This is a genomic window from Moraxella sp. K02, assembly GCF_041154755.1.
Classification (GTDB): domain Bacteria; phylum Pseudomonadota; class Gammaproteobacteria; order Pseudomonadales; family Moraxellaceae; genus Faucicola.
Window position 1 is genome coordinate 1942587 of the sequence record NZ_AP031590.1, and the last position, 15221, is coordinate 1957807.

The 15221-nt window shown below is 46.0% G+C and carries 13 protein-coding genes; 8 read left to right on the forward strand and 5 right to left on the reverse strand.

Going from position 1 to position 15221, the window contains the following annotated elements; all coding sequences use genetic code 11:
• Nucleotides 1-418 precede the first annotated feature (418 nt).
• The 4 genes from ACAM39_RS08710 (at nt 419) to ACAM39_RS08725 (ending at nt 5532) form a co-directional block, all read left to right on the forward strand.
• Nucleotides 419-2836 (forward strand): RelA/SpoT family protein, encoded by a 2418-nt coding sequence (locus ACAM39_RS08710; protein WP_369627372.1) that lies wholly within the window; start codon nt 419-421, stop codon nt 2834-2836.
• A 26-nt stretch (nt 2837-2862) separates the two neighbouring features.
• The gene (gene mutM, locus ACAM39_RS08715; protein ID WP_369627373.1) at nt 2863-3726 is read left to right on the forward strand and encodes a bifunctional DNA-formamidopyrimidine glycosylase/DNA-(apurinic or apyrimidinic site) lyase; all 864 of its coding nucleotides are present in this window, start codon (nt 2863-2865) and stop codon (nt 3724-3726) included.
• Nucleotides 3727-3989: 263 nt separating this feature from the next.
• A complete protein-coding gene (locus tag ACAM39_RS08720; RefSeq protein WP_369627374.1) occupies nt 3990-4400 on the forward strand; it encodes a hypothetical protein in 411 nt (136 codons plus the stop codon).
• A gap of 232 nt (nt 4401-4632) precedes the next feature.
• Nucleotides 4633-5532, forward strand: coding sequence for an alpha/beta hydrolase family protein (locus tag ACAM39_RS08725; RefSeq protein WP_369627375.1), 900 nt, complete (start codon nt 4633-4635; stop codon nt 5530-5532).
• Between the two features lie 33 nt (nt 5533-5565).
• Here ACAM39_RS08725 and ACAM39_RS08730 read toward each other — a convergent pair whose 3' ends face one another.
• The 4 genes from ACAM39_RS08730 to ACAM39_RS08745 form a co-directional block, all read right to left on the reverse strand.
• Nucleotides 5566-6297 carry an RluA family pseudouridine synthase gene (locus ACAM39_RS08730; RefSeq protein ID WP_369627376.1) on the reverse strand — a complete coding sequence of 244 codons (732 nt, stop codon included), beginning with the start codon at nt 6295-6297 and terminating at the stop codon, nt 5566-5568.
• Between the two features lie 147 nt (nt 6298-6444).
• Nucleotides 6445-7761 carry a glutamate-1-semialdehyde 2,1-aminomutase gene (hemL, locus tag ACAM39_RS08735; RefSeq protein ID WP_369627377.1) on the reverse strand — a complete coding sequence of 439 codons (1317 nt, stop codon included), beginning with the start codon at nt 7759-7761 and terminating at the stop codon, nt 6445-6447.
• A gap of 278 nt (nt 7762-8039) precedes the next feature.
• The gene (ppk2, locus tag ACAM39_RS08740) at nt 8040-8966 is read right to left on the reverse strand and encodes a polyphosphate kinase 2 (RefSeq protein ID WP_472828277.1); all 927 of its coding nucleotides are present in this window, start codon (nt 8964-8966) and stop codon (nt 8040-8042) included.
• 597 nt (nt 8967-9563) lie between these two features.
• Nucleotides 9564-9875, reverse strand: coding sequence for a YqfO family protein (locus ACAM39_RS08745; RefSeq protein ID WP_159676953.1), 312 nt, complete (start codon nt 9873-9875; stop codon nt 9564-9566).
• Nucleotides 9876-10103: 228 nt separating this feature from the next.
• Between ACAM39_RS08745 and ACAM39_RS08750 the strand changes: the two genes are divergently transcribed.
• On the forward strand, nt 10104-10538 hold the full coding sequence (locus tag ACAM39_RS08750) for a YeeE/YedE family protein (RefSeq protein ID WP_369627378.1): 435 nt from the start codon (nt 10104-10106) through the stop codon (nt 10536-10538).
• A 23-nt stretch (nt 10539-10561) separates the two neighbouring features.
• A complete protein-coding gene (locus ACAM39_RS08755; protein WP_369627379.1) occupies nt 10562-10990 on the forward strand; it encodes a DUF6691 family protein in 429 nt (142 codons plus the stop codon).
• A 6-nt stretch (nt 10991-10996) separates the two neighbouring features.
• On the opposite strand, the gene ACAM39_RS08760 is transcribed toward ACAM39_RS08755, so the two are convergent.
• Nucleotides 10997-11656, reverse strand: a complete 660-nt coding sequence (locus ACAM39_RS08760; RefSeq protein WP_369627380.1) for a TetR/AcrR family transcriptional regulator — start codon at nt 11654-11656, stop codon at nt 10997-10999.
• A 259-nt stretch (nt 11657-11915) separates the two neighbouring features.
• Between ACAM39_RS08760 and ACAM39_RS08765 the strand changes: the two genes are divergently transcribed.
• Complete coding sequence (locus ACAM39_RS08765) at nt 11916-13643, forward strand: GMC oxidoreductase (protein ID WP_369627381.1); 1728 nt, start codon at nt 11916-11918, stop codon at nt 13641-13643.
• Nucleotides 13644-13689: 46 nt separating this feature from the next.
• Nucleotides 13690-15117, forward strand: a complete 1428-nt coding sequence (locus tag ACAM39_RS08770) for a coniferyl aldehyde dehydrogenase (RefSeq protein WP_369627382.1) — start codon at nt 13690-13692, stop codon at nt 15115-15117.
• Nucleotides 15118-15221: the final 104 nt, after the last annotated feature.

Sequence of the window (15221 nt, forward strand, 5' to 3'; positions counted from 1 at the left end):
AGTGATACAAAAATTTTATCGACGTGTTGACTTGCAATTGTTTTCTAATAGACACATCTTAATAAAATTAACACATGAGTAAGCGTAATAAAGTTAGTGTTAAATGGCTAAACATGGGCACCCCAAAACGGTTAAAATATATAAAACGGTTAAGATATATAAAGTGAATATGGCATTTACTTTATTTTAACCTTTAACATTTATTTTAAGGCTTAACACGCCCAAACCCAACGCACTATCATAGCTAAAACACGCTGCTATAGCGACTACTCTGTCATATTTTATTATTGCTAGCGCAGTATCAAATCAAACTTAATCACACAAAAATTCACAGGGAAAGTGAGTTGATAATTTTAAATGAACAAGGTTAGTTTTTTTGCTCTTTGAGGAAATCTGGTAAGTAAGGTGTAGAATTGACATGGTAAAAATACGAGAAAGTTTGCCGCTATTGGATGGAAAAGACGTTGATCATGATAGTACCACGATGATTGCGAGTATCACTGCCAGCCAGCGTCATTTCACCCATACTGACTTGCCCATTCTCTCTGAGCCTGCCAGCCACATCATCGATGAGCATACCATTGATACCGAAGCTTGGCTGGCATCGATGGCAAAACGCGCCCATCTCACTGAGCTGCCTGAGCTGACCAAAGCCTGTCAACTACTCAAAAATCAAGATTTAAGTACTGAAAGCAACCGCTCTAATGCGTTTTTGACTGGGATTGGGATTGCCGATATTTTGGGTTATCTATACCAAGATGAAGCCACGCTCGTTGCTGCGATGTTATATCGTGCCGCGCGTATCCAAATTTTTACTCCCAAACAAATCCAAGCCACCTTTGGCGATGAAGTCGCAGAGCTGGTGCAAGAAACCCTAGCACTGGGGCGTCTGTCCGATTTGATAGAGAACAACAAGCGCTTAGAAGACCACTTTAATAACAACCAGCGCGAGCAGTTATCGGGCATTTATAACATGCTCATCTCCATGACCAACGATGTGCGCGTGGTGCTAATCAAATTGGCTGAGCGTACTTTTGCGATGCGCGAGCTGTCGTATGCCAGTCCTGAGCGTCAGCAACGGGTCGCGCGTGAGGTCATGACAATTTACGCACCGCTAGCGCACCGTATGGGTATTGCACAGCTTAAATGGGAGCTTGAGGACTTATCGTTTCGTTATCTTGCGCCTGACCGCTACAAAGAAATCGCCAAATTACTCTCCGAAAAACGTAGCGAGCGCGAAACCTATATCGACCGTGTTGCACAACAACTGCGCGAGGCGTTAGCTGCACAAGGGATTGACGGGGAAATCACCGGTCGTGTCAAACACATCTATTCGATTTATCGTAAGATGAAACTCAAATCATTGTCGTTTGACCAATTATATGACATCCGCGCACTGCGGGTACTGGTGCATAACAACGCCGATTGTTATCACGTATTGGGGCTGGTGCATGGTTTATGGCGCTATATTCCCGAACAGTTTGATGACTATATCACTAACCCAAAAACCAATGGCTATCGCTCGCTACATACCGCGGTCATTGCTGAGAACAAATCGCTGGAAGTACAAATTCGTACCTTTGACATGCACTATGAAGCTGAACTTGGCATGTGTGCACACGTCAACTACAAAGAAGGCACCAAAAACAAAAAAGACGACTATCTGACCAAAAAAATCAGCTCACTGCGTCAGTTATTGCTCAATCAAGAAAATGCTGACAATCATGACCCGTTAAAATTTGTATTAGATAAGCATGTTGAGCATGAGCATGGCGAGCTCGATGAAGAAGAACAAGTCGTTGATTTTGGTGAATTTGAGCGGATTTATGTGTTTAGTCGTGATGGCGATATCATCGAATTGCCCAAAGGCTCAACCGTGCTTGATTTTGCCTATCATGTGCATACCCATGTCGGCAATCGCGCCCAAGCCGCTCGTGTCAACAAACGCTATGTACCGCTCACCTATCAGCTCAAAACAGGCGAGCAAGTTGAGATTATTACCAAGCAATCACGCGAGCCAAACCGTGATTGGCTAGTGGCATCCTTAGGTTATATCAATACCAGTCGCGCTCGCAGCAAACTGCGCCAATGGTTTAATAAGCAAGACCGTGATAAAAATATCGAAACAGGTAAGCACATATTAACCAAAGAATTGGCGCGCATGTCGGTACACCCTAACAGTATCGATTTAAATGATTACGTCAAATTTTTTAATGCCAAAAACAGTGATGATATTTTGGTAGGGCTAGTCAATGGCAACGTTGAATTGCATAATTTGACCGGTCATATCAGTCGTCATCTAGATTTAGAGCCTGAAGTCACTGATACTGAGCTTATCCCCAGTATTCACCCAAAAGCCACAGGCAAGCTAGATGCGTATAAAATCGAAGTTGATGGCTTAGATAACATTGCTATTCACTTGGCAAATTGCTGCTCGCCCGTGCAAGGTGAGTCAATTGCAGGGTATATTACCCAGTCCAATGGCGTATCCGTCCACCGCAGTGATTGCGTTGAATACGAGCGACTGGTGGAGCGTGAGCCTGAACGCGCTATTAGTGCCGCTTGGTATGGCAATAAAGGCAAAAGCCAATTGGTACAAATATACCTTGAATCGTATGACAGGCGTGGCTTGCTCAAAGATCTTACCCAAATTATCGACCAAGAAAATGTCAATATCCGTCAAGTTGATACCCTAAGCGGGGATGATGATATCGCGCGGTTGAATTTTACCATAGAAGTGACGGGGCTAAGTCAGTTGTCTAAGCTGCTCGCAAAACTAGAGCAGCAACATGGTATTATCTTGGCGCGTCGTATCGTCAATAACAACAAGTCTTAATGCTTTAACTAGGAGTCACACGGCATATGCCAGAATTGCCCGAAGTGCAGACGACAGCGACGAGTCTGCAACCTTTGCTCAATCAAACCGTTGAAAAAGTTAGCGTCTTTCAGCCCAAATTGCGTTGGGCGGTGCCTGATGACTTGGTGAGCTTGATAGATTATCAACTTGTCGACATTGAGCGCCGCGCCAAATATCTGATTCTCACCTTTAAACGTAAAGGCGGCGCAGCGCAAAAAAAACTGCTCATCCACTTGGGGATGTCGGGTAGCTTACAGCAGCATTCTGTGGGGTTTGACAAGCGTAAACACGATCACGTGATTTTGACATTTAATGATGGCAAAAAACTCACCCAACTGCATTATCATGATCCGCGGCGGTTTGGCATGTTACTGTGGCTGGATGACTATGAAGACAAGCTGATTACCCATTTGGGTGTGGAGCCATTGTCAGAAGACTTTAGCGCTGACTATCTATATCATCATATCCACAATCGCAAAAAACCGATTGAACGCCCCATCAAATCGGTGATTATGGCGCAAGAGATTGTGGTCGGTGTGGGCAATATCTATGCGACCGAAAGCCTATTTTTATCAAAAATTCATCCGTTGACCCCTGCCCATCTCATCCGCCATGAACAGCTGACCACCTTGGTCGCCCATATTCGACAAGTCCTACAAACATCGATTGAAAAAGGCGGCTCAACGTTAAAAGATTTTACCGTAGCCGATGGACAAACAGGGTATTTTCAGCAAACGTTACTAGTATATGGGCATAAAGGCGGTGATTGTCCAAGCTGTGGCACTACCATTGAAAATGTCAAAATCAATCAGCGTGCCAGCACGTTCTGTCCCACTTGCCAGCCGCTGATAACCCAAAAAAAACCGTGAAAAAAAACAGTGAAAAAACCGCTCAAAAAATAGCGGCTCTCCCTTAACGTAAAAAAACCTGCGGCAAAGACAATTTTACTTGATAATTCTTGGCAAAATTGATGTAATGTTCCTGAACTATTCAGCAACAACCTAGCAAAACTTGTTAGGTACAACCTGTCAGTCAACCCCAGTTATTTGGTTATCTAGTTGCCTAATTATTTATTTAGTTAGTTAGCTAGTTACCTCGTTAATGAGGGCTTGCTGCCAGTTAGGAACCTGCTATGAAACGATTAAATACGATTGCGTCAGCCGTAGCCTTGATGGTTGCAACGACGACTTGCAGCTTTGCCGCTACCGAAATTGATGAAAAAGATTTTGGTCCAACCTATGGCTCCATGGTCGCTGATACCATTGTGGGTAAGCCATTGGGCGCATTGGCAGTGGTGGGCGGCGTGGTGACGGCGATTGCCAGTATGCCATTTACCATCTATAACGATGAAATCGATCAGGTAGAACGCAAGCTGATTCTTGAGCCACTGGCGGCACTCGATCGCTGCTTGGGCTGTACCCCTGCTGAAGACCAATATTTTCGCTCACAGCGCCCCAATAATAACCAAGTGCGCATCACCGTTGATGGGCCTTCTGAGATTTTAATCAACACCAACCAAAAAGTTGTCGTGAAAACCCCTTAGTTTTTTTGTCGGCGATTCAAGCAAGCAATTGGCAGCCGCTGATTGCTTTTTTTATGACTGTTATGTTCATGATAACTTTTTTGCACCCATAAATTGTTTGCTATAGTCGCTTTTAAACGAGTCTGCTCATCATTTGTCAACATTTGGCTGAGTGCTTGTATAAAAAGCGCTCGTATAAAAAGCGCTCGTATAAGCTTGTATAAAAAGTTGATTACCAAGGAAGATAACCGTCATGTCGAACCTAAACCTAAAAACACCGTCTCAACTCGCCTCAAACCTTACCCAGCAAACCATTCAAATAGCCACCAAACACCCTGCCACACTGGCAGCGACTGTGTTTCGACCCGATACGGTTAAAGCCGCCGTGATGATTGCGCCGGCAACAGGTATCAAACGCCAGTTTTATCAAAATTTTGCGCAGTATTTGATGGAGCATGGTTATGGCGTCATCAGCTATGACAATGAAGATATTGGCGAGTCGATGCAAGGCGACCTCAAGCACTCTAATGCGTCACTGATTAGTTGGGGACGCTACGATATGACTGCAGTGCTTGATAGGCTGATTCAAGAGTTTCCCAATACCAGCTATCATCTGGTCGGTCATAGCGCGGGCGGTCAATTATTTGGTTTGATGCCCAATCATCACAAGTTCACATCCGTGTTTAACGTTGCCTGTTCGTCGGGGCAAATCCGCAATATGGCGATGCCATATCGTGCCAAAGCCATGTGGTTTATGGATGTATTTATTCCTGTGTCCAATGTGTTGTTTGGCTATACCCAATCAAGCAAAATTGGCATGGGCGAAGACTTGCCCAAAAACGTCGCCAAACAGTGGCGAGATTGGTGCAATGGCGCAGGCTATATCAAAACCGCTTTTGGTAAAACAGTGAAAACCCACTATTATAATGAGGTTAACTTGCCTGCTATGTGGGTGAATGCGCCCGATGATGATATCGCCAATGATAAGAATGTCGCCGATATGATTCGGGTGTTTCCCAACATGAAAGCCACCACCCAAACGCTAAAACCCAAAGATTATGGCTTACAGCATATCGGTCATATGAAATTTTTTAGCCGACAAAACCAGCCACTTTGGCAGCAAACCCTGGATTGGTTGCACCAACATGGGTAATTAACAAAGTTAGTTTGTTAATTACCTAAGCGGTTAAAACGGCACGGGGCTTTCCCATTCCATCCACACACCCGTATTGGGATGCTTTAAACGCAATTTGCGTGCATGTAAGCAAAGCCGAGGCGATAAATCAAACGCTTGACCGTCTAATACATCTTGCGCGTAGATGGGGTCGCCAAGCATCACATGCCCGATATGCAGCATATGAACGCGTAGTTGATGACTGCGCCCTGTGACAGGATACAAGGCGACACGGCTAACTGCCTTACCCTCACGCAGTTCGTGGTGCAAGGTTTCATATTTCGTATAGGCGCGTTTATCCCAATTCATATCGACAATATGCTTGGGTTTTTGTGGTGGGTCGTAGCGCACGGGTACATCGATTTCGCCTTGCTGCGGCGGCGTTCCCCAGACCAGCGCTTGGTATTCTTTGCTCGGAATACGCTCGATAAATTGTTTGCTGATATGGGTTTGCGCCTCGCTATGACGCGCAAAAATGATAATCCCTGAGGTGTCCATATCAAGTCTGTGAATAAGTTTGACGTTGGGGTCGGCTTTTAGCAGGCGCGATTGCAAGCTGACTTTTAATTCTTTACCATCGACTGATAACAGCCCGTGCGGTTTGTCGATGACCCAAATGTCGTCATCACGATAGAGGGTAACAGATTTGGCAAAGTCATCAAAGAAAGATTGCGGCTGCTGACTTTCTTCAAGATTACGCTGTGCAATGGATGCTGGGGTTAACGCTTGGGGCAGTTGTCGCATGGGTGGTTTTTATTCTCTAAAATCTATTTGATTGAAAATTGATAGTCTTTAAATCACTATTTGCGCTTTGACCTTTGGCAAACTTTGCCAAAGGCAACTGTCCAAACGCAATTAAAAATCCTTTGGCAAATTTTTTATGTGCAACCGTTATGCTTTCGCCATTATCGCAAAGACTTCTTTTGCCGCTTGCAAGGTCGCATCCAAGTCTTCTTGCGAATGCTCACTACTTATAAAGGCTGCCTCAAAGGCGGATGGCGCAAGATACACACCGCGATCGAGCATACCGTGAAAGAAAATCGCAAATTTTTGCGCATCGCATTGGCACACCTCGTCAAAGTTTTGTGGCAATGTATCGCTATCAGTAAAAAACATCCCAAACATACCGCCACAGCGCGTGGTTTTAAAGCCAATGCCTGCATCCTTCGCCAACCGTTCAAGATTATCCGTCAAATAAACGACTTTTTCACTTAATGCGTCATAAAAACCCTCAGCTGTGAGCAAGTCAAACATGGCAATACCAGCACGCATCGCCAGTGGATTGCCTGATAAGGTGCCTGCTTGGTACACGCCCCCTAACGGCGCGATACATTCCATAATCTCACGTTTACCACCAAATGCCCCGACTGGCAGACCTGCACCGATGATTTTACCAAACGTGGTCAAGTCTGGTGTGATACCAAAATGGGCTTGCGCTGACTGTAAGCCAACCCGAAACCCAGTCATCACTTCATCAAAAATTAGCACAGCGCCATGCGCGGTACACTCAGCACGCAAGGTATCGTGAAATTCTTGCGTGGGTACAATCATGTTCATGTTGCCGGCGATAGGCTCGACAATCACACAAGCGATGTCATTGCCAAATTGCGCAAAGCAGTCTTTGATGGCTTGCGGGTCGTTGTAACGAATGGTGATAGTATGTTTGGCAAAATCGGCAGGGACGCCTTTTGAGCTGGGTTCTCCGATATCTAACATGCCCGAACCCGCTTTGACCAGTAGACTGTCGCTATGACCGTGATAACAGCCTTCAAATTTGACAATTTTGTCGCGCCCTGTATAGCCGCGTGCTAGACGAATGGCGGACATGGTGGCTTCAGTCCCTGAGCTGGTCATACGGATTAATTCAACACTGGGAATCAATTCGCAGATTTTGTCAGCCACTGTGGTCTCAAACGTGGTGGGGGCACCAAAGCTTAACCCGTCATCTGCCGCATTTTTGACCGCTTCGATAATATGGGGGTGCGCATGACCCAAAATCATCGGTCCCCATGAGCCCACATAATCTATATAGGGTTTGCCTTCGGTATCATACATTTTGCTGCCACGGGCACGGCTGATAAAGACAGGCGTACCCCCCACACCTGCAAACGCGCGTACAGGTGAATTTACACCACCAGGGATATGGGCTTTGGCTTGTTTAAACAGTAATTGGTTGGTTGTCGAGTTGTTTGAGTTATTTGAATTCATGGAACGCTCAGCTGGATAAATTTTTGCCTATTTTAACAAAATTCGGGGGTATTGAATACGCTTGCCGCCTATCTTGAATTTGGCTGGCTTGACTTTGGGTGACGAAAAATAGGGACTCGTTGATAAAAAAATATGGTTTTGGCTTTTTTGATATATCCCTACTTTTTTGTCTCAATGGTAGCGACCACGTGAACCCTATTTTTAACGCTAAAAAAACCCCAATGCCGTGCAGTGGGGTTTTTGTGTTGGGGTGTTTATCCCATCAGTTTGCTGGGCAATCATTTGTGGGCTTTAAACGAGATATTGGGTACTGCCAATTCGTTATATTCGCCTTTTTCATATAAAGCCCCTGCACGACCCACAATCAAGGGGTCAACTGTTCCCACGACTTTAGGGTCTTTATTGTCGTAAGGTAGTTTGCTTAATACATAGCGCATCGCATTCAAACGCGCGCGTTTTTTATCGGTTGACTTGATGACAATCCAAGGTGACTCTGCACTGTCCGTGTTAAAGAACATGGTTTCTTTGGCAAGGGTATAATCATCCCATTTGTCGAGTGACGCTTTATCAATGGGTGAGAGTTTCCATTGTTTGAGCGGATGCGCTTCACGCTCGGCAAAACGGCGGCGCTGCTCTTCACGACTGACTGAGAACCAAAATTTGATTAAATGAATACCTGAGCTAATCAGATGTTTTTCAAACTCTGGGACTTGGCGCATAAAGTCATTGTATTGTTCTTCGGTACAAAAACCCATGACACGCTCGACGCCAGCACGGTTATACCATGAACGGTCAAATAGCACGATTTCGCCTTTGGTCGGTAGGTGCTGGACATAACGCTGGAAGTACCATTGACCCGCTTCTTGCTCGGTGGGTTTTTCAAGGGCGACGACTTTGGCACCGCGCGGGTTTAAGTGTTCCATAAAGCGTTTGATGGTACCGCCTTTACCTGCGGCATCACGACCTTCAAAGATGATGACGATTTTTTGCCCGCTATCTTTGACCCATTTTTGCAGTTTTAATAGTTCAACTTGTAGCTCGTATTTTTGGGCTTCATAGTTTTTGCGTGACATACGGTTTTTGTAGGGATAACCGCCTTCACGCCAGTTGTCCGCCAATTCGTCGTCTTTGTTGATTTTGCTTTGCACGCTAGTGGTTTGGCTGCCAAATAGTTTTTTGACTTCGTTGATTTCATCATTGGACATACCATTGATTAGCGCTTGCAAGTGCTCTGCCATTTTCTCGACATTGCCTGTGGTTAGGTCTTTATTCATGATACTTTCGATAGCGCGCTTTTTGGCATTGGCTTTTTCACTCACCCCTGCTTGCTGCGACTGCTCAAGCAACACTGTGGGGTCGGTCTCATAAGGTTGGTCAATACGCTCGGTCGCTGGTGTTTTACTGCTGCGGCGCGCTGGGGTGTTGGTAGATAAGGTCTTTGTAGCTAGGGTCTTGGTAGCTGGGGTCTTAGTAGGCTGCGACTTTTGGGGCTTCGCTTTATCCGTTTTGGCATTGTCAGTTTTTGTACTGTCAGTTTTGGCGCTATTTACCGCTGTGCTATTGGGGGGATTTGCCATGTCTCACTCCTTAAATTCAATGGTCGGCTGATGGGTTGAAGTAAAGTGTAACAAATTATTTACTATTGACTATAGACCATTTAAAACCAAGCCACAATCGCTTTTTGCCCTATATTCTGGTCATACTTTTCACTTGTCGTCGAGCCAAAAAAGGCGTTTAATAACCTTAGGCATGTAAGTAGATAGGTAAGGGAATTAGTCATCGGGTGAGGATAAACTGGATGACTAAATATCTTCAAGCTTTAGCACATCATAAGCGGGGGTTTCATACGGGTGTGCCTGTTTTAAGGCTTGCACTACCGCTTTGATGCGCTCATCTGCAACCACCATCTCGACTCGCCATTCTTCGATTGTTTGTAATTGATTGGTCGTACCAATAAAGGCTTGATTGCCTGCCAATGGCATAAACTGTCCTGTGCCCAACACCTGCCAACAGCAATACTGATAATTGCCAATCTGCCCTGCCCCTGCGTCAAACAAGGCTTGCTTTACAGCGTCTAGATAGTCGGTCGGTATGTATGTGGTGAGTTTATACATGGGTTGCCTTATTAAACTGTTAAGCCGTGAAGCCGTTAAGCCCTACCATCAGGGTTTTGGATTTATTTTAATCTAGCTTTAATCTAACATAGTTTTTTTGCAAAAAGCGCGTTGGTCGGTGGTTTTTCGTTGCTTGTTCGCTAGTCTTTAAAAAAATTTACCCTTAAACGCGCTATATATTATACAATATTGTATAATATATATTATTATGAAATGCTTAGGTGGCGTATGTTGTTATTTTCTATTGCAGATTATAGTCATCCATTGGTGGGTGGCATGTTGATTGGGCTCTCTGCGGTTATGCTGTGGTGGAGTATTGCCAAGATTGCTGGCATCAGTGGCATTGTCGCCAGTCTCTGGCAGCCAAACTCACCCGATTTTGCTTGGCAATTGGCATTTTTTATTGGTTTAGTGGTATCGCCTTGGGTGTTTGCTATGCTCTTTAGCTTGCCAACCATCGAGGTAACCTCATCGCCTTGGCTGTATATTATCGCAGGTTTGCTAGTGGGTATTGGTACGCGTATGGGCTCAGGTTGTACCAGTGGTCATGGCATCTGTGGTAATGCTCGCTTTTCGCCCCGTTCATTGGTGGCAACCATTGCCTTTATGTCCGCAGGGTTTGTGACGGTGTTTATCGGTCGTCATTTGTTGTCATTGATTTAATTGAGACGTTAGGGGCATATATCATGCGAAAAGAAATTGTGTTATTGATTAGTGCTATCTGTGGGTTGGTTTTTGGTACGGGTTTGATTGTCAGTGATATGGCAAACCCAAAAACTGTGCAAAGCTTTCTTGACCTAGCAGGCGATTGGAATCCTGCGTTGCTGTTTGTGATGGTTGGCGCGCTCATTGTCGCGACCATCGGTTTTAACTTAAGTCGCTTAAAAAAGACCAGCCTATCGGGTGCGCCGTTTCCACCGATTCGCCGCGGTATTGACAAGCGCTTGGCGATTGGGTCGATGATATTTGGTATCGGTTGGGGCATCGCTGGTATCTGCCCTGCCCCTGCGGTGGTGCTCATGGGCATGGGCATCTGGCAAGGGGTGGTATTTTTTGTCGCCATGCTAGTGGGTATGGGGATGGTGATAGCGTTTGATAAAACCCAATCTGCTTAGTCATCATTAGTCATCAGTAGGGTGAAATAGCCGATAAAACCCACCCGCCATAAGCCAGCTTGCTAGTTGCTGTGGCGTTTCTATTTGCCCTTGCCGCACCCAATGAATATAGGTGTGATACAGCATCCCTGAGGCAAATACCAGATTGTACTCCCTGCTTTTATCCTGTAGCGCTGTCCTAGCTTGGCAAGTCAATGACTGCTTTTTGCGGTATTCGACAAAAATTTTGCTATTAAGGAGGGTGTCTAAAATCAGCCCTTCAAAGCCTTGATTGAGCAAAATCTTGGTCGATAACTCAAACTTGCTCAGATAGTCAAAAACGCGTACCAAAAACGCATAAAACTCGGACTCGCTTGCTGCCGTCAAGTCGATAAAAGGAAAATCATGCTCAATCTGCGCCAAATAGTCTTTGAGTAACGCAAGTTTACTATCGTAATTGCGGTAATAGCCCATGCGACTCACGCCTGCCTTTTGGGTCAACTCGGTGACGCTGATATCGGCAAATGGGGTGGATTCCATGAATTTGAGCAGCGCTATGGCGAGCGAACGTCTGACCACGGTATTGGCATTGCCCATGATATGCGCCTGCTGTCCAAAATCACTCAAGCTCGACTCAATACTCGTACCCGTGGGCGATGGAAGCGGTGTGAAGGTTGGCTTTGGCACGCGTTAATCCTTTCAACTCAAGCCTTTACTTAATCTATCAAAACAAAACGAACCCAAATGTCACAGTTGCTGCAGCCTGCTAAAAAATTAGTATACCCTAATTAGGTAGCGGGTTGAACTGTTTAGCGCTAAACCGCTGTTATACAAAGACAGATGCAGCCAAAAAGCCACTGCACAGTAGCCTGCGGCAGGTCAGCTATAAGGACAACTATTAAAGATAACTATTTAATTAAGTTAAGGACGATAAGGAAAGCGATACATGGAAGGTCAATCATTTGATACGGATTTTTTGGTTATAGGCTCAGGCTTTGGCGGTAGCGTCTCGGCGATGCGACTGACCGAAAAAGGCTATCGCGTGATTATCGCGGAGCAAGGCAAGCATATATCCCCCGAGACCATGCCCAAAACCGTGCGCGATATCAAGCAGTTTTTGTGGTTGCCTGCGCTCAAGTACAAAGGTTTTTTTTCGCTTCAGCTATTTAAGCATGTCATGGTGCTGCATGGTAACGCGGTGGGCGGTGGCTCAATCACTTATGCCAACACCTTATTACAGCCAGAAGACAAAATTTGGCAACAAGGTAGCTGGGCAGGGCTTCACGACTGGCAAGCGGTGATGCCACAACATTATGAGACCGCCAAACGGATGCTAGGCGTGAGCCAAAACAAAAAAGTCGGCAATGCCGATTTGATGCTACAAAAAATGGCAAACTTAAGTGGCGTGGGCGATAGTTTTTATCTCACCGATGTGGGCGTCTACTTTAATGAACAGGACAAGTATGCTCACCCCCATGTCAATGGTGACCCGTATTTTGGCGGCGCAGGTCCTAAGCGCAGCCCTTGTATAGGCTGTGGTGGCTGTATGGTCGGTTGCCGTTATGGCGCCAAAAATACCCTAGATAAAAACTACCTGTATTTTGCCCAAAAAAATGGCGCTACCCTACTAGCTGAAACCAAAGTCACGGATATAGTACCGATAGCAGATGCTAGCAAATCGCCAAGCGACCCTGCCTATCAAAACGGTTCGCAAGGCTATCGGGTGACGCTGCAATCAGCGGATAAAGGTGAGTATCAAATCACCACCCAACAGATTGTACTGTCAGCGTCCAGCCTCGGTAGCCAAAAACTGCTGTTTGAGCAGCGCCATAAAGGCAATATGCCCCATATTTCAAATTACCTGGGCAAGCGTATTTATACCAATGCTGAATCTTTGCTAGGCGTGCGATTTTTGGATGACCAACATGGCGCTATGAGCGATGGCGTGGCTATCGGCTCTGGGATTTATTTGGGCGATGGCACACACATTGAGGCGACACGTTATCCTGAAGGTTTTAATATTGCCTCCTTTTTGGCGACGTTAAGCAATTATAAAAATGGCAAAAAAATGTCGCTACTGGCTTGGTTATGGTGTTTTATAGCCCAGTTTATCGTCAAGCCCCGTCAGGCGTGGCGTGCATTTCGACCGCATAATATGGCAAAACAAAGCCTTATCTTGCTATGTATGCAAAGCACGCCGTATGCGCTTGAAATGCGCTATCAAAAAAGCCCGTGGTGGCGGGCTTGGTTGGGTAGTCGCTACCAGATGCAAACCTATGGGCCTGCCATTCCCGCCTTTATTCCAAAAGCCAGCGCGTTTGCCGAGCAGATGGCAACCCAAATGGGAGGAATCGGTTATGGTGTGTTGTCGGAAGTATTTTTGAATATCCCGACCACCGCGCATTGTATGGGTGGGATTTCGCTGGGCAATTCTGCAGCAGATGGCGTGGTCGATAAGTACCACCGATTGTTTAATTATCAAGGGTTTTATGTCTGTGATGGCGGCAATATCTCGACCAACTTGGGCGTCAACCCAAGCCTCACCATAACGGCGTTGACAGAGCATGCCATGAGCCATATTCCATACAAATCAACCCAGTTACCGCATGCTGCTGATACCACCAGGCAAAATGTGACGCTGGTTCAAAAAGATGCTAGCAAGATACCGGCTTAACTGCTATGTTGAGTTAAAATTTCACTAAATGATTGGGATAATACACATGACACCGCAACACAATTCAGCCACAATTATCGACAATATGCAGCAGCAGTTTGACATCATGCGGACGGCTAGCCGCCAAGACCAATATGTTGATTGGTCAATTCGTAGTGCGCGGCTAAAAAAATTAGAGCAGATGGTGATGGACAACCAAAGCGAGATTATCACCGCTATTAATGCCGACTTTGGACAACGCCCAGCGGCTGAAACCACCATGCTTGAACTGTTCCCAACGCTTGAAGCGATTCGTTATACACAAAAGCACGGCAAGGCTTGGTCTGCCAAACAGCCGGTCAAAACTGGGATTTGGTTTTTGCCCGCTCGTAGCTATATCCAGCCGCAGCCGTTAGGACTCGTGGGCATTATTGCACCTTGGAACTATCCGCTGTATTTGGTAATTACGCCACTGGCTGCCGCATTGGTGGCAGGCAATCGTGCAATGCTCAAAGTCTCAGAAGCGTCACCGAACTTTGAGCGGTGGCTGGCTGATGCGTTACCCAAGTATTTTGCCGCAGACGAAGTGACCTTGATTACAGGGGATGTCGAAGTCGCACAAGCCTTTAGCCAATTACCGTTTGACCATTTATTTTTTACTGGCTCTACCGCAGTGGGCAAACATATCATGAAAGCCGCTGCCCAGAATTTGACCCCTGTCACCCTTGAGCTGGGCGGCAAATCTCCTGTGGTGGTGGCGCCGAGCGCTGATGTGGCAAAAACTGTCAACCGCGTATGGACAGGCAAAACCATGAATGCAGGGCAAACCTGTATTGCGCCTGATTATGTGTTGATGGAAAATGATAAAAAACCCGCCTTTATTGAACAATCAGCCGCATGGCTTGACGCCCACTACCCCAATCTTGCAGACAATCCCGACTATACTTTTATCATCAACCCCAAACAAGCCAGCCGCGTGCAAGGTTATCTCGATGAAGCCAAACAGCGCGGTGCCACCCTCATTCCACTGACCGATTATGAAGTGAATATCGAGACTGGATTTTTCCCACCGATGATTGTCACCGATTTACCCAGCGATGCTAAGTTGCTGACAGAGGAGATTTTTGCCCCTGTATTGCCACTGGTGCCCTACCAAGACTTGACGCAGGCAGTGGCGTATGTGAATGAGCGTGACCGCCCACTGGCGCTGTATGTGTTTGGCGAGGATAAAGCCGACACCGACTACGTGCTCGCGCATACAGTGAGTGGCGGCGCCTGTATTAACGAAACGATTTTTCACATTGCCCAGCAAAATCTGCCGTTTGGCGGTGTCGGGGCATCAGGGATGGGGCGTTACCACGGCAAATATAGCTTTGATACTTTCTCTCATCCAAAAGCGGTGTTTAAACAAAGTCACCTTAACTTCGCGCATTTGCTACAGCCACCGTATGGCAAGACCTTTTGGAACATGATGAAGGTGATTTTAAAAGCCTAGTGATTGCAATGCTTAGATAAGCTTGTATGGATAACATTGTCTATATAACCTTGCATAAGTCACCGTTACTGTTACTCTGGTAAATTGGTAACGTCGTATGGGCT